We start from the raw sequence: 14,694 nt of genomic DNA, 5'->3' as shown, positions 1-14,694 counted from the left end.
TGCCTTCTCGAAGGCGAGGATTGAAGAGGAATGGAAAACATGCAAGCGAAGGGAAATCGTCAGCTGATGTCGGCGGGTCGCCAGGGCGGGATGTCGCTCATTGGACTGATCATCGGAGCGATCGTGCTCGGTTTTGCCGCACTGGTCGTGATGCAGGTGGTACCCATCTACATCGCCGACCAGAAACTGGTGACGATCTTCAAGAGCCTGGAGAAGGAGACGGTTTCCGGCCCGGCCGAAATCCGCCGCATCGCCGACAAGCAGCTATACATCAACGAGGTGGACGACCACTTCGATCCCAAGGACTTCGACATCCGTCCGGTCGCCGGCGGATTCGACGTCAAGTACAACTACGAAGGCCGCGCGACACTGTTCGGCAACCTGTCGCTGGTGGCCGAGTTCGAACACCAAGTCCGTGTCAGTAACTAGAAGCAACAATCCCCTCATCCGAGAACCGGGCACCCTGGCCGAGGCGCTGGGGCTGTCCTTCGACAATGGCGACCTGCTCGGGCAGGCCCTGCGACACCGTTCGGCCGGCCGCATCAACAACGAGCGCCTGGAATTCCTGGGCGACTCCATCCTCAACCTCGCCATTTCCGACTACCTCTACCGCCACAAGCCGGATGCCTCCGAAGGGTCGCTCTCCCGCCTGCGTGCGTCGGTCGTGCGCGAGGAAACGCTCGCCCGGGTGGCGCGCCGCATCGGGCTGGGCGACTATCTCGTGATGGGCTCGGGCGAGCTCAAGAGTGGCGGCCACCGCCGGGATTCGATCCTCGCCGACGCCCTGGAGGCACTGATTGGCGCCCTGTATCTCGACAAGGGTTTCGCCATCGCGCACGACTGGGTGCAGGAACTCTTCCGTGACGAGCTGGTGTCGTTGCCCGATGCCCAGTCGCTCAAGGACGCCAAGACCCAGTTGCAGGAGTACCTGCAGCGTGACCGCCTGGCCCTTCCGGAGTACGAGGTCCTGAGCCAGACGGGCCAGGCGCATCGCCAGACCTTCGAGGTGGCCTGTCGCGTCGACGCCGCCGGCGAGCCGTACGAGACGCGGGCCAAGGGCTCCTCCCGTCGCCGCGCCGAACAGAGTGCCGCCCGCAACATGCTCGATACCCTGCGCGAAACGCGAGACGGCCCGAACAAGCCGGAGAATGCCGAATGAACGAGACAAGTCCCCGTTTCGGCCACGTGGCCATTGTCGGGCGTCCCAACGTCGGCAAGTCCACGCTGGTCAATCGCCTGGTTGGGCAGAAGGTATCCATTACCGCCCCGAAACCGCAGACCACCCGTCACCGCATCACCGGCATCGTCACCGAGCCGCGCGGACAGGTTGTCCTCATCGACACGCCGGGACTCCACCGGGGTGGTCGTGACGCGCTGAACCGGCAGCTCAACCGCACCGCCCGCAGTGCGCTGGAGGGCGTCGACCTGATCCTGTTTCTCGTGCAGGCCGGCCAGTTCGGCGAGGAGGACGAGAACGTCCTCCGACTGCTGCAGAACGTCGAGGCCCCGGTGGTGCTGGTGATCAACAAGGTGGATCTGGTCAACGACAAGACCGAACTGCTGCCGTTTCTCGCGAAGATGGGCGAGAAGGGCGACTTTGCCGAGATCTATCCCATGAGTGCCCGGCGCAAGCGCGGGCTCGACGGTCTGCTCGACCTGGTGTTTTCCTACCTGCCGGAAGGCCCGCCGGGTTATGACGAGGACCAGGTGACGACCGCGCCGGTGCGATTCATGGCCGCCGAGATCGTTCGTGAAAAGCTCGCCCGCTCCCTGCACGACGAACTGCCGTATCAGACCACGGTCACCATCGAGCGCTTCGAGGAAACCCCAGACCTCGTGACCATCGGTGCAGTGATCTACGTGGCCCGTTCCGGGCAGAAGGGCATCGTGATCGGGCAGGGCGGTTCGCGACTGAAGTTGGTGGGCCAGCAGGCCCGCGAGGCGATCGAGCACCTGCTGGAAAAACGCGTGATGCTCGACCTGTGGGTCAAGGTCCATGACGACTGGGCCGACGACGAGCGCTCGGTTGCCGCGCTCGGCTACCAGTTGCCGGAGTAGTCGCCCCGTGGCCGTGAGACTCGGCTAGACCATGCGCGGCTTCCTCCTGCATGCCCGCCCCTTCCAGGAGCACGGCCTGCTACTCGACTGGCTCACCGATACCCATGGCTGGGTGCGCATGCGCCAGCCGGGGGGGCGGCGGGTCGGGAGTCGCGGCCAGAAACGCCCGCCCGCCTTCGTCTGCCTGGAACTGCAGTCTGCCGGGCGCGGCGGCTGGCCGGTGCTCAAGTCGGCTGAACCGGTCGAGGGATTCCGTTTCCTGCATGGCCGCCGCCTGGCTGCCGCCTTCTACCTGCACGAATTGATCCTCCGCGCCCTGCGGCCCGACGAGCCCATGTCGGGGTTGTTCCTCGACTACTGGAAGAGCCTCGCGATGCTGGAGGAGCCCGACATGCCGGTCTCCGTGGTGATCCGTCGATTCGAGCGACAATTGCTTGAGCACCTTGGCAGCGGGATCGACTGGGAATACACGGCCGGCCGCGTACCCGTCGACCCCGAAGCCACCTATCGGGTCGGAATGCAGGGAGGCATCGTCCCCGATGGGCGGGCCGACGCGATTTACGGTCGGATCCTGCTCGCCATCGCAGGCGACCAGCCGCTTCGTTCCGCACCCGATCGCCGGGTGGCACGTGACCTCATGCAGGCACTTCTGTTGCCCCACGTGGGCAATCGGCCGTTCGTCAGCCGACGGTTGTGGCCCGCGGCTCCGTCCGGGGCTGAAACCTCGCGGGATTCGCCTTAAACTGTCGGACCGAACTGTCAACTTGTCACAATCTCCCCGGGACAACACTCCATGACCAATCGCGTCACCGCCCAATATCCCCTTCTCGGTCTGAACATCGATCACGTGGCTACCTTGCGACAGGCGCGCGGCACCCGCTATCCGGACCCGGTCACTGCGGCATTGCTTGCGGAGCAGTCGGGTGCCGACAGCATCACGCTGCACCTGCGCGAGGATCGGCGTCACATCCAGGATCGCGACGTGGAGATCCTGCGCGAGCTGCTGCAGACGCGCATGAACCTCGAGATGGCCGCCACCGACGAGATGATCGATTTCGCTTGCCGCATTCGTCCGCAGGATGTCTGCCTGGTCCCCGAGCGGCGCGAGGAACTGACCACCGAGGGTGGTCTGGACGTGGCGGCGCAGATCGATCGCATCCATGCGGCTTGCGACCGCATGGCCGAGGCCGGCATCCGGGTGTCGCTGTTCGTGGATGCCGATCCGCGACAGATCGACGCCGCCGTGGCCTGCGAGGCCCCGGTGATCGAACTGCACACCGGCCACTACGCCGATGCCGACGGGGACGAGGCGACGCAGGAACAGCTCGAACTGATCCGTCGCTGCGCGCGTGATGCGGTGGACGTCGGGCTGTGCGTGAATGCCGGTCATGGCCTGCACTACCACAACGTCGCTGCCATCGCGGCGATCGAGGAGATCGAGGAGCTCAATATCGGCCATGCCATCATTGGCCAGGCGGTTTTCTCCGGGCTCCCTGCCGCTGTCCGGGAGATGAAGGAACTGATGCACGCGGCACGTCGCGGGGCGCAGCCCTCGGGATCATGATCCTCGGCATCGGCACGGATCTCGTCGAGATCGCCCGCATCCGTCGGGCCTGGGAGCGCCACGGTGCCCGCCTGGTCGACCGCGTGCTGGGAGCGGCTGAGCGGGAACGTCTTCCTGCCGGGGATCCGTCGGCCTGGCTGGCCAAGCGTTTCGCGACCAAGGAGGCGGTTGCCAAGGCATTAGGTACGGGGTTCCGCGACGGCCTGCGTATGGCGGACATCCAGACTCGGCATGACGAAAACGGTCGGCCAGAGGTCGTGCTGGTGGGCAAGGCTGCCGAGTCGCTGGAACGCATGGGCGGACGGGCGGTGTCGCTGTCGGTGACCGACGAGCGAGCCTACGCGCTGGCCTTCGTCGTCATCAGCGCTTGAGTGTCGTTTAAGGCCCGCGGGCAGCCGCGTCCGGCTGCCCGTCGCGGATGGCCTCGAGGACCTGATCCTCGAAGCGGGCCAGCGCACCGGGCCGGGATTCACGTTCGTCGGGGGGCAGGGGATTGACCAACTGGTCGAGAATCCGACCCGGAGATCCGCCCATCACCACGACCCGGTCGCAGAGACGGGTGACTTCCCGCACGTCGTGACTGACGAACACCACGGCGATATCCCGTTCCAGTACACGCCGACGTACCAGTTCGAGCAGGTCGACCGTGGTGAAGTAGTCCAGACTGGAGAATGGTTCGTCCATCAGTAGCAGGTCGGGATCGGCGGCCAGGGCCCGCGCGATGCCCACCCGCTGGCGCATGCCACCGGAGAGCTGGGCCGGGAACTGGTCGACGGCGTATTGCAGCCCGACGGACGCCAGGGCCTCGGCGGCCGCCTGCCGGTTTTCCGTGGGGTGGTCGCGTCTGACCAGGGCCACGTTGTCGCGGGCGCTGAGCCATGGGAGAAGGTGCGGCTCCTGGAAGACCATCCCCAACCTCTCGAACCGCCGGTCGATTCGGCCGGCGGTCGGGGTTTCCCGTTCGGCGACAAGCCGGAGCAGGGTGGACTTGCCGCAGCCGCTCGCCCCGCAGACGCCGAGGATCTCGCCTCGGTGGACCGTCAGGTCGACTCCCTGCACGCCGGCGCCAGCCTCGAAGTGACGGCAGACGCCATCCAGCGCGAGCAGGCGTTCGCCCCGCGTGTCGTCGAGCGCGGGAGGCCGTCGCGTCTCGACCTGGAGCGGACAGGCCGGCAGGTCGCAATATCGGGGATCATTCATGACGCAGGCGCCTCCGGATCAGTTTCCTGGTCGGGTGGACCAACAGGTATTCGAGAGCGAGACCCAGCAGGATGATCCACAGGATCACCGCGTAGACGTCGTTGATCTCGCCGTACAGGTAGCTACCCCAGAGGGACGGGCCGAGGCCGTGACTGGCCGAGAACGCCTCGGCCATGATGATGCCTCGCCAGGCCACCGACAGCGCCCCGGAAGCCGCGCCGGCTAGCGTCAGGGCCAGCGAGGGCAGCAGGATCCGGGTCAGTCGGGTCCAGCGTGACAAGCGGTAGACATGGGCCATGTCCATCAGCCCGGCGTCGATCTGGCGCAGGCCGTGGCTGGTCGCGATGACGATCAGCGGCAGGGCCATGCTCACGCCCACCAGGATCGGCGGACCGGCGCCCAGCCCCAGCCAGAGGATGGCGAGTACCAGCCAGGCGATGGTGGGTGCGGCCTCGATCACCACCACCATGGGGTGTAGCAGCCGTTCGATCACCGGCGAGGACGCCGCCCACAGACCGAGCAGGGTCCCGCCGACCACCGCGATCAGGAAGCTTGCCATCACGTTGGTCAGGGTGAAGGCGGTATCCTTCCAGATCGTCGCATCGGACAGGGCAGCGGCCAGGTGATCCATCACCGGGCCGGGCCCCGGGAGGATCGAGTCGGGCACCTGCTGGGCCAACAACCACCAGCCGATCACCAGTCCCGTCACCCCGGCCAGCGGGACGAGCAGTGGGTGCAGGCGGCCGCTGTTCATGGCTGGAACAGTTCCGCCGGGGCCTCGATCTCGAAGACCGAGCGGAGATAGTCGTTCACCGCGGTGCGCGCTGCCGGACCAGTGGCGGTGCCCCAGTGAACCCGATCGGCACCGAGCATGCCGCGGAAGGTCGCATCCGGGATGGGCATCCGGAAGAACGAGCGGTAGCCGGCCGCGCCGATGGCGGCTGCCTCTTCGTGGTTGGCCGGGTCTTCCAGCCAGGCGGCCACCTCATCGAGTGCGGCGACCAGCCGCTTGCGAGCCGCCGGGTCCACGTCGGGGTGGGCCTGCCACAACGCACCGAGCGGGATGGATCCTCCCAGTTGCTCGGCCGGGTCCAGGCGGATTTCCCAGCGCTGCTGCCAGACCTGGGTTTCCTGGCGATCCAGGATCAGGCTGACTACCGGTTCGGGTGCCGCCACGGCCGCCGGCGCCCTGTTCGGGTCACGCAGTTGTTCCATCAGCACGGTGCCGGCACCGCCGGTGACGAACTCGGGCCGGATGTCCATCCCGGCGAGTGCGCGTTCGGTGATCACGTGGGGCGGAGTGGCCGTGCCGGGCGCGACCAGCACCCGTTGGCCGTCGAGTTCCCCGAGTGTCCCGCCATTCACCGGTTGTAACAGGTAGATGCCACGCCACACCCAGGGGGTGACCAGCCCGAGGTCGTGCAGCCCGCCCTGGTGAAAGCGAACGCCCCCGACGAGGTTGAACAGGGCGAAGTCCACCCGTCGCGCCTGGATCATGGCGCGCATGGCCGATGGGTCCCCGGCGGGGTTGGAGACCAGGATCAGGTCGTCGTCCGGAAGGAATTGCTCCTGTTTTTCCGCCAGTACGAAGATTGGCAGTGCGTTCGGATCCGGCGGCAATGACAGGCGTATCTCCTCAGCCCTAGCCGGGATGACGAGGATCAGAAGGAAGGTCGGGACCAGAAAGCGGGAGATCAGGGTCATGGTGGATCCTCCTGCGCGATTTGTTTGGTAACGGCAATGAGAATAATTGCGGTTATTACTATATACAATAAACTTATGGGAAAGTTCCGTCGACCTGGCCGACGGAGCGGCAGGAACGGCGTTTGTTGCAGGAGGGACGTGCTTAGTGGTTTCGGTGTCGTTTCTGGTAGAACCGGGCGACCAGTGCCATCAGGCCGGCACCGGTGGCGGCCGGCATGAGGCTGCCTGCCGTTCCCAATGCCTGGGAAACCACGCCGCCAATGCCGCCGGCGATGTAGCCCACCATGAGCGTGAACAGCAGCGAGATTTCCCAGGACCAGGAGCGCTGCCGGATGGATCGGGCCAGGTGCACGCCGAGATCGGTCGTGATGCCCGTGATGTGGGTGGTGCGAATCAGCAGTCCCCGGTAGCTGGCCACCAGCGCGTTCTGCAACCCACAGGCCACGGCGGCGATGGTCAGGGAGATGACGACCAGTCCCGAAAGGGCGGCCGTGGCGGCTGCAAGCAGCAGGATCATCTCCACGCCCAGCCCCCAGGCATAGCGGGGGCTCTCGGGGAACCGCCGGTGGCCGATCATCACGCCCGACAGCGTCGCCCCGCCCACGAAACCGGCCAGGATGGCCACCGCGGTCAGCGCCGTACCCGCGTCCAGCCATGCCAGCCCTTCGCTCAGGTGCGAGGCCGTGCCGGTCATCTGGCTCACCGGCAGTCCGAACGCCAGCAGCATGGCACTGTTCACGTGACCGGCCAGTCCCGCCATGACGAAGGCCAGGACGAAAATCTTCGCCCGCGGGGTGTCTTGATTTCGATGGGGGTAGGGCATGTCGGTAAACACGGCTTTTGCATCAGGAGAGAACGGTTGATACTACGCCGGTGAATGCGCCTTGATGCATCCCGTGAGTCGGCGTAGAATGCGCGCCTTGTTTCTCCTGCCTGACCGTTCGCATGCGGCAGGCTGCCTTCAATCCACAGGAGTTTTGATCCATGCGTCATTACGAAATCGTCTTCATGGTCCATCCGGACCAGAGCGACCAGGTCCCGGCCATGATCGAGCGCTACCGCGGCATTATCGAGGCTGCGCAGGGCACGGTCCATCGCCTCGAGGACTGGGGTCGCCGTCAACTGGCCTACCCGATCAAGAAGCTGGTCAAGGCGCACTACGTGCTGATGAACGTCGAGACCGACCAGGAAGCCCTGGCCGAGCTCGAGGAAGCGTTCAAGTTCAACGATGCCGTCCTGCGCCACATGACCGTCCGTTGCGACGAGGCCTACACCGAAGCCTCCCCGATGATGCAGGAGCGCGAGTCCGAGCGTCGTCCGCGCCGTCGTGACGATGACAACAAGCGTGAAGAGCGTCGTGACGACGACAAGAAGTCCGACGACTCCAGCGAATAAGTTTCAAGAGGTTTGATCCATGGCCCGTTTTTTCCGTCGCAAGCGTTTTTGCCGTTTCACCGCCGAGGGCGTGAAGCACATCGACTACAAGGACATTGACACCCTGCGTCAGTACGTCACCGAGACCGGCAAGATCGTGCCGAGCCGCGTGACCGGTACCAATGCCCGCTATCAGCGCCAGTTGCAGACCGCCATCAAGCGTGCGCGCTTTCTGGCCCTGCTGTCGTACACCGACCGTCACTGATCGCGTCCGTCCTGAGCGTCTAGGAGTCAATATCCCATGCAAGTAATTCTGTTGAGCAAGGTAGAAAACCTGGGCTCGCTGGGCGACGTGGTCCGCGTCCGCCCGGGCTACGCCCGCAACTTCCTGATCCCCTACGGCAAGGCCAAGCCGGCCACCAAGGCCAACATGGAAGAGTTCGAGACGCGTCGCGCCGAGCTCGAGAAGAAGGCCGCCGAGGAGCTGGCTGCCGCCCAGGCCCGTGCCGACAAGATCGGTGAAGAAGCCAGCGTCACCATCCCGGTCAAGGCCGGTGCCGAAGGCAAGCTGTTCGGTTCGGTCGGTACCGTCGAGATCGCCACCGCCGTCAGCGACGAGTGCGGTGTCGAGATCGAGAAGCGCGAAGTGCGCCTGCCGGAAGGTGCCCTGCGTGCGCTGGGCGAATTCCCGGTACAACTGCACCTGCATTCGGAAGTCGACGTCGACATCACCGTCGTGGTCGTTCCCGAGCAGTAAGCAAGCGTCTCGCCGGCCACGGCCGGTGCGAAAACGCTTCGAAGCCCGCCCGACAAGGGGCGGGCTTTTTCGTTGGCGGTCGAGGTGCCGCCAGCGCCTCGCGGGGCTCGCGGAATCTCTGTCTCCCCGTGGCCTTCAACCGGTCCAAGGCGTATCATTCGGGTTCTTCACGGCGAGTTGACGACGACCTCGGAAAACGCTCCGGGGCCGCCTGACGCCCGTTGTCGCAGACCCCGACACACCCCATGGTCCCAATACCGATGCCATCAACGGAATACCAATCCGACAACAACCCGGGCCATTTCCGCAGCCCTTCCTCCGGCCGGGATGGCGCTTCCCCGATCCCCCTGCGCGTGCCGCCACACTCCCAGGATGCCGAGCAGGCCGTACTCGGCGGGCTGATGCTCGATCCCCTGGCTTTCGAACAGGTCGGCGACAAGATCCGGGGCGAGGACTTCTACTTTCATGATCACCGCATGATCTTCGAGGTGATCGAGGATCTGGCCGAGCGAAACCAGCCTTTCGACGCCATGGTGGTCTCCGAGCGCCTCAGGGCATTGGAGAAGCTCGAGGACATCGGTGGCAACGACTATCTCGCCGCGCTTGTGGACTCGGTGCCCAGTGCGGCCAACATCGTCGCCTACGCGGAGATCATCCGCGAGCACGCCCTCCTGCGTCGGCTGATCGAGGTCGGGACCGACATCTCGCGCATGGGCTACCAGACCGAGGGGCGGATGGCCAACGACGTACTCGAGCACGCCGAGAAGGAGATCTTCGCCATTGCCGACGAGGGTGCACGCACCCGGCGCGGTTTCCAGGGCATCACGGACCTGCTGACCGTGGCGATGGATCGCATTGCCGAACTGTACGAGAACAAGGGCGAGGTGACCGGGCAGAGCACCGGTTTCACTGACCTCGACGGCATGACCACGGGTTTGCAGAACGGTGACCTGATCATCGTGGCGGGGCGCCCCTCCATGGGCAAGACGACCTTCGCCATGAACATCGCGGAGAACGTCGCCCTGTACAACAACAAGGCGGTGGCCGTGTTCTCCATGGAGATGCCCGGCGATCAGCTCGCGGTGCGGATGCTTTCCTCGCTGGGCCGGGTCGACCAGACGCGTGTGCGCACAGGACAGCTCGAGGACCAGGACTGGCACCGGATTTCCGGCGCCGTGGGCCAGTTGAGCCAGGCGAAGATCTTCATCGACGACACGCCGGCGCTGTCGCCCTCCGACCTGCGCTCGCGCGCCCGGCGACTGGCCCGGGAGCAGGATCTGGGGCTGATCGTGGTCGATTACCTGCAGCTCATGCAGGTGCCGGGATCCAAGGAGAACCGCACCAACGAGATCTCCGAGATCTCCCGCTCGCTCAAGGCCGTGGCCAAGGAGCTCAACGTGCCGCTGATCGCGCTCTCCCAGCTCAACCGTTCGCTGGAGCAGCGGCCCAACAAGCGGCCGGTTATGTCGGACCTGCGTGAATCGGGGGCGATCGAGCAGGACGCGGACATCATCATGTTCATTTACCGCGAAGAGGTCTACGAGCCGGATACCGAGAAGAAGGGCATGGCCGAGATCATCATCGGCAAGCAGCGTAACGGTCCGATCGGTACCGTGGTGATGACCTTCCGCGGCCAGAACACGCGTTTCGAGGACTTCATCAGCTCGGACGCGGTGCCGGAAGCCTACCGATGATGCGTCGCGCCCGCCTGACGATCGACGCCGCCGCCCTGCGACACAACCTCGGCGTGGCGCGGCGGGCGGCGGGTCCGCGGCGCATCTTCGCCGCGATCAAGGCGGACGGCTATGGCCACGGCATGCAGACGGCCGCCTCGGCCTTCGCGGCCGCCGGTGCCGAGGGGTTCGCGGTCGCGACGCCGGGCGAGGCCCTGGCGTTGCGAGGAGCGGGCTTCGACCAGCGCCTGCTCGTCCTGCAGGGTGCGCTTGACGCCGAGGAAATGGAACTCGCGATCGAGCACTCGCTCGACCTGGTCTTCCATGACCTGGCGCAGATACGGGAACTCGGGCGCTGGTGCGCCAACCGCGGCCGGGGAGCGTCTCGCGGTCATTTCCGCGCGTGGCTGAAACTGGACACCGGCATGCACCGCGCAGGACTCATGCCGGCCATGATCGAGGAGGCCCGGGCGAGGCTGGAGAACTGCCCGGCGGTGGCCGACCGGGTCGGGTTGATGACACATTTTGCCCGGGCCGACGAACCGGATCCGGCGGACACCCGGGCGCAGATCGATCGGTTCGCCGGGGTGGCTACCGGATGGAATGGCGAGACCAGCCTGTGCAATTCCGCGGCCCTGCTCGGGCACGACGCGGGTGGCGACTGGGTCAGGCCGGGGATCATGCTCTATGGAGGCAATCCCTTTATTTTCGGGCAGGCGGCTGACCGTGACCTGCGAGCCGGCATGCACCTGCGGACCGTGCTTGTCGCGGTTCGGGAGGTTCCGCGGGGCGGTTCAATCGGCTACGGCGGGCGGTTCATCGCGCCGGAGCGGATGGCCGTGGGGATCGCCGCCGTGGGTTATGGAGACGGCTATCCGCGCCACGCACCGGATGGCACGCCCATCCGCGTCAATGGGCAGACGACACGGATCATCGGCCGGGTCTCGATGGACATGGTTACCGTCGACCTGCGCGGCATCGAGGCGCGGGTGGGTGACGAGGTGGAATGCTGGGGCGACGGTCTGCCCATCGACTCGGTGGCCCGTTCCGCGGGCACGATCAGCTACGAGCTGATGTGCCGCATGGGCAGCGAACTCCGGGCGGAGGCCCGTGTCATCAACGCCTGAGGCTGTCTTTCAGGCGTGCGGGGCACGGGGGGGGCGATCAAAGCAGGGCTCGTGGGGGCAGAAGGCGTCTCATGCCCGTTCCTGGCGGCGGACGGCCGCCAGGGTGGCGTTCACCAAGCCGCGGCGGCTTTCGGGGAAGTCCCGGCTCAGGCAGTCGATATCGCGCTCTCCCTCGACGATGGCGACGAAGGCGTGGGCCGTGGATCCGGCCACTCCCGCGCTTTCCGCGGTCTCGCGCATCTCGTTGATGGCGGCAAGTGCCTCGCGCTCGCCCCAGGTCGCGGCCAGGATCAGGGCGGCGATCTGTTCGGCGGCCTCCGCCTCGGCCTCGGCCTCCACGTCGTCCAGCCAGGCGGGGTTGCTGGTGGCGTTCTCGACCGCGTCGAGAACGACGCGGTCCTCGTCGTCCAGGCTCGATGCATGGACCGGCTGGCCGGCGAGTCGTTGCTCCAGTGCATCGGCCAGTGCGGACCAGCCATCCTCGCGGTAACGTTCGATGGCCGCCCGGGCCTCACTGGGGTCCACCTGTTCCACGACAGCCCCGGCGATTGCGCGGATCAGGTCAATGTGGGCGGCGGCGATCTGGCTGGAAACGCGGGTCATCTCGGCTACTCTCTGACATTCGGAAATCGATACAGCTTAAAGGGCGGAATACCACGATGGAATACCGGCGACTGGGCAACAGCGGCCTGAAGGTCAGCAGCATCTGTCTGGGCACGATGACCTTCGGCCAGCAGAACACCGAGACCGAGGCACACCAGCAGCTGGACCGAGCGGTGGACGCGGGGATCAACTTCATCGACACCGCTGAGATGTACCCGGTCCCGCCGCGGGCCGAGACGCAAGGGCGGACGGAGGCGTACATCGGCAGCTGGCTGAAGGAGCGCAGGCGCGAGGATCTAGTCATCGCCACCAAGGTCACCGGTGCCGGTCGGCCGATGGAGCACATCCGCGGTGGTCCCCGCATCACCCGCGAGCAGGTCAACCACGCCATTGACGGAAGCCTGCGCCGTTTGCGCACCGATTACGTCGATCTCTACCAGATCCACTGGCCGGATCGTTACGTACCGAAGTTCGGCGATGTCTATTACGATGCCGACAACCGCTGGGAAGCGGAGTCGTTCGAGGCCCAGCTGGAGGTCCTCGCCAACCTGGTCGAGGCCGGCAAGGTGCGTTACATCGGTCTGTCCAACGAAACCCCCTACGGTGTCATGTCCTTCCTGGAAACCGCGCGTCGGCTCGACCTTCCGGCGGTGACCTCCCTGCAGAATGCCTATCACCTGATGAACCGCCAGTTCGAGACCGGCGGGTTGGCCGAGGTGTGCACGGAGCTGGACGTGGCCCTGCTGCCCTACAGCCCGCTGGCTTTCGGTCACCTGACGGGCAAGTACCTCGACGACCCGCAGGCCAAGGGACGCATTACGGAGTTTCCGAGTTTCGGCCAACGTTACGAGAAGCCGAACGCCACCGAGGCTGCCCGCGCATACGTGGCCTTGGCGCGCGAGCACGGACTGTCGCCTGCGCAGATGGCGATCGCCTTCACCCTGCGTCTGCCGCAGGTGGCGTCGACGATCATCGGGGCGACCAGCCTGTCGCAGCTCGAGGAGAACATCGCGGCCGCAAACCTGCGGTTGTCGAGCGATCTGCTCGCGGCCATCGACACGATCGATGCCCGTTATCCGAGCCCAACGGTCTGAGTGCAGGAGGCGAGTGCCATGAGTGCTGAGTGGGTGACAAGAATCCGTTCCAACCCGTTGTTCCGTGAGCGTGCGTTCGTGGACGGCGATTGGATCGATGCCGACGGCGGCGAAACCCAGCCGATCGACAATCCCGCCTCGCGCGAGACGATCGGGCAGGTTCCTCGTCTGGGTGCCGCCGAGACACGGCGAGCCGTAGAGGCCGCCGACCGTGCCATGAAGGCCTGGCGGCGGCAGACGGCCGAGGCCCGTGGCGTGATCCTCTATCGCTGGTACGAGTTGATGCTCGAACACGAGGACACCCTGGCGGCGATCATGACGCTGGAGCAGGGCAAGCCGCTGGCCGAGGCTGCCGGAGAGATCCGCTACGCCGCCTCGTTTCTCAAGTGGTTCGCCGAGGAGGCGCGTCGCGCCTATGGACGCACCATTCCGCCGGCGAACCCTGACCAGCACATCGTGGTGATCCGCCAGCCCATCGGGGTTTGTGCGGCCATCACGCCCTGGAACTTCCCCTCGTCCATGATCACGCGCAAGGCCGGTGCCGCCCTGGCGGCGGGCTGCTCGATGGTGGTCAAGCCGGCATCGGCCACCCCGTACTCCGCGCTGGCCCTGGCGGAGCTGGCGTCCCGGGCCGGCGTGCCGGCCGGCGTATTCAGCGTCGTCACTGGATCTGCCCGAGAGATTGCCGGAGAAATGACCGCCAACCCACTGGTCCGAAAGGTTTCCTTCACCGGTTCGACCGAGGTCGGTAGCGAGTTGATGCGGCAGGCGGCCACGCACGTGCAGAAGATATCGCTCGAGCTCGGCGGCAATGCGCCGTTCGTGGTTTTCGACGATGCGGACCTCGATGCCGCCGTCGATGGGGCGATCGCCGCGAAATTCCGCAATACGGGGCAGACCTGCGTCTGCGTCAACCGCTTCTACGTGCAGGACTCCGTGCACGATGCGTTCGTCGGCAAGCTGAAAGAGCGCATCGAGAACCTCCGTCTGGGCGACGGGTTCGATCCGTCGAGCGAGATCGCCCCGCTGATCAACCAGGAAGCCGTGGACAAGGTGCTGTCCCACGTCGCCGACGCGACGGCCGGGGGTGCCGAGGTGGTTGCCGGTGGCGAGCTGGATGCGCGCGGCGGCAACTACGTCCTGCCGACCCTGCTGACCGGCGTCCGCCAGTCCATGCAGGTGATGCAGGAGGAGACGTTCGGCCCGGTTGTCGCCGTGTCGACCTTCGCCACGGAGGAGGAGGCGATCGACCTGGCCAACGATACGCCTTTCGGCCTGGCCGCGTATTTCTACAGCGAGAACGTCCGCCGTGTCTGGCGCGTGGCCGAGGCGATCGAGGCCGGCATGATCGGGATCAATGCCGGGCTGATCTCGAACGCCGCCGCACCGTTCGGAGGCGTCAAGTCATCGGGGCTCGGGCGCGAGGGCGCCATGGAGGGGTTGGACGAGTATCTCGAGACCAAGTACCTGTTGATGGGATAACCCCGTTTTCCGGGCCGATCGGTTTGGAAAACCGATCGCAGCCCGACTATCTTCAGTA

Annotated in this window: 18 protein-coding genes; 13 read left to right on the top strand and 5 right to left on the bottom strand. The window is 65.9% G+C overall.

Features of this window, described 5'->3' with window-relative positions; translation table 11 throughout:
* The first annotated feature begins 30 nt into the window (after window positions 1–30).
* From ACESL5_RS00110 to acpS, 6 genes are read left to right on the top strand one after another with little or no spacing between them, the layout of a single operon-like run.
* Window positions 31–429, top strand: a complete 399-nt coding sequence (locus ACESL5_RS00110) for a DUF4845 domain-containing protein (protein ID WP_372590744.1) — start codon at window positions 31–33, stop codon at window positions 427–429.
* A complete protein-coding gene (rnc, locus tag ACESL5_RS00105; RefSeq protein ID WP_372590743.1) occupies window positions 416–1,159 on the top strand; it encodes a ribonuclease III in 744 nt (247 codons plus the stop codon). The genes ACESL5_RS00110 and rnc overlap by 14 nt, the downstream gene beginning before the upstream one ends.
* Window positions 1,156–2,058 (top strand): GTPase Era, encoded by a 903-nt coding sequence (gene era / locus ACESL5_RS00100; RefSeq protein WP_372590742.1) that lies wholly within the window; start codon window positions 1,156–1,158, stop codon window positions 2,056–2,058. Before rnc ends, era begins: the two co-directional genes overlap by 4 nt.
* 31 nt (window positions 2,059–2,089) lie before the next feature.
* On the top strand, window positions 2,090–2,800 hold the full coding sequence (recO, locus tag ACESL5_RS00095) for a DNA repair protein RecO (protein WP_372590741.1): 711 nt from the start codon (window positions 2,090–2,092) through the stop codon (window positions 2,798–2,800).
* Between the two features lie 51 nt (window positions 2,801–2,851).
* The gene (gene pdxJ / locus ACESL5_RS00090; protein ID WP_372590740.1) at window positions 2,852–3,622 is read left to right on the top strand and encodes a pyridoxine 5'-phosphate synthase; all 771 of its coding nucleotides are present in this window, start codon (window positions 2,852–2,854) and stop codon (window positions 3,620–3,622) included.
* Complete coding sequence (acpS, locus tag ACESL5_RS00085; protein WP_372590739.1) at window positions 3,619–3,993, top strand: holo-ACP synthase; 375 nt, start codon at window positions 3,619–3,621, stop codon at window positions 3,991–3,993. The genes pdxJ and acpS overlap by 4 nt, the downstream gene beginning before the upstream one ends.
* Before the next feature lie 7 nt (window positions 3,994–4,000).
* Here the strand turns inward: acpS and ACESL5_RS00080 are convergent, their stop codons facing one another.
* The 4 genes from ACESL5_RS00080 to ACESL5_RS00065 all read right to left on the bottom strand — a co-directional run bounded on the left by ACESL5_RS00080 (window position 4,001) and on the right by ACESL5_RS00065 (window position 7,349).
* Window positions 4,001–4,822 carry an ABC transporter ATP-binding protein gene (locus ACESL5_RS00080; protein ID WP_372590738.1) on the bottom strand — a complete coding sequence of 274 codons (822 nt, stop codon included), beginning with the start codon at window positions 4,820–4,822 and terminating at the stop codon, window positions 4,001–4,003.
* Complete coding sequence (locus tag ACESL5_RS00075) at window positions 4,815–5,576, bottom strand: ABC transporter permease (RefSeq protein WP_372590737.1); 762 nt, start codon at window positions 5,574–5,576, stop codon at window positions 4,815–4,817. Before ACESL5_RS00075 ends, ACESL5_RS00080 begins: the two co-directional genes overlap by 8 nt.
* On the bottom strand, window positions 5,573–6,526 hold the full coding sequence (locus ACESL5_RS00070; protein WP_372590736.1) for a hypothetical protein: 954 nt from the start codon (window positions 6,524–6,526) through the stop codon (window positions 5,573–5,575). The genes ACESL5_RS00075 and ACESL5_RS00070 overlap by 4 nt, the downstream gene beginning before the upstream one ends.
* A gap of 142 nt (window positions 6,527–6,668) precedes the next feature.
* Window positions 6,669–7,349 (bottom strand): YoaK family protein, encoded by a 681-nt coding sequence (locus ACESL5_RS00065; protein WP_372590735.1) that lies wholly within the window; start codon window positions 7,347–7,349, stop codon window positions 6,669–6,671.
* 161 nt (window positions 7,350–7,510) lie between these two features.
* On the opposite strand from ACESL5_RS00065, the gene rpsF reads away from it, so the two are divergent.
* The 5 genes from rpsF (at window position 7,511) to alr (ending at window position 11,457) form a co-directional block, all read left to right on the top strand.
* Entirely contained in the window at window positions 7,511–7,921 is a 411-nt protein-coding gene (gene rpsF, locus ACESL5_RS00060; protein WP_372590734.1) for a 30S ribosomal protein S6, read from the top strand.
* Window positions 7,922–7,940: 19 nt separating this feature from the next.
* Window positions 7,941–8,165, top strand: a complete 225-nt coding sequence (gene rpsR, locus ACESL5_RS00055) for a 30S ribosomal protein S18 (protein ID WP_125198602.1) — start codon at window positions 7,941–7,943, stop codon at window positions 8,163–8,165.
* Between the two features lie 36 nt (window positions 8,166–8,201).
* Window positions 8,202–8,657, top strand: coding sequence for a 50S ribosomal protein L9 (rplI, locus tag ACESL5_RS00050; RefSeq protein ID WP_372590733.1), 456 nt, complete (start codon window positions 8,202–8,204; stop codon window positions 8,655–8,657).
* 260 nt (window positions 8,658–8,917) lie between these two features.
* Entirely contained in the window at window positions 8,918–10,351 is a 1,434-nt protein-coding gene (dnaB, locus tag ACESL5_RS00045) for a replicative DNA helicase (protein WP_372590732.1), read from the top strand.
* Window positions 10,348–11,457, top strand: a complete 1,110-nt coding sequence (gene alr, locus ACESL5_RS00040) for an alanine racemase (protein WP_372590731.1) — start codon at window positions 10,348–10,350, stop codon at window positions 11,455–11,457. Before dnaB ends, alr begins: the two co-directional genes overlap by 4 nt.
* A gap of 69 nt (window positions 11,458–11,526) precedes the next feature.
* Here the strand turns inward: alr and ACESL5_RS00035 are convergent, their stop codons facing one another.
* Window positions 11,527–12,060, bottom strand: coding sequence for a hypothetical protein (locus ACESL5_RS00035; RefSeq protein WP_372590730.1), 534 nt, complete (start codon window positions 12,058–12,060; stop codon window positions 11,527–11,529).
* A 56-nt stretch (window positions 12,061–12,116) separates the two neighbouring features.
* Here ACESL5_RS00035 and ACESL5_RS00030 point away from each other — a divergent pair, with 56 nt between their 5' ends.
* On the top strand, window positions 12,117–13,154 hold the full coding sequence (locus ACESL5_RS00030) for an aldo/keto reductase (protein WP_372590729.1): 1,038 nt from the start codon (window positions 12,117–12,119) through the stop codon (window positions 13,152–13,154).
* 18 nt (window positions 13,155–13,172) lie between these two features.
* Window positions 13,173–14,636 (top strand): NAD-dependent succinate-semialdehyde dehydrogenase, encoded by a 1,464-nt coding sequence (locus tag ACESL5_RS00025; RefSeq protein WP_372590728.1) that lies wholly within the window; start codon window positions 13,173–13,175, stop codon window positions 14,634–14,636.
* The last annotated feature ends 58 nt before the right edge of the window (window positions 14,637–14,694 follow it).

This window comes from Guyparkeria sp., assembly GCF_041687595.1.
GTDB lineage: Bacteria > Pseudomonadota > Gammaproteobacteria > Halothiobacillales > Halothiobacillaceae > Guyparkeria.
This window is presented reverse-complemented; position numbering and strand designations above follow the sequence as displayed.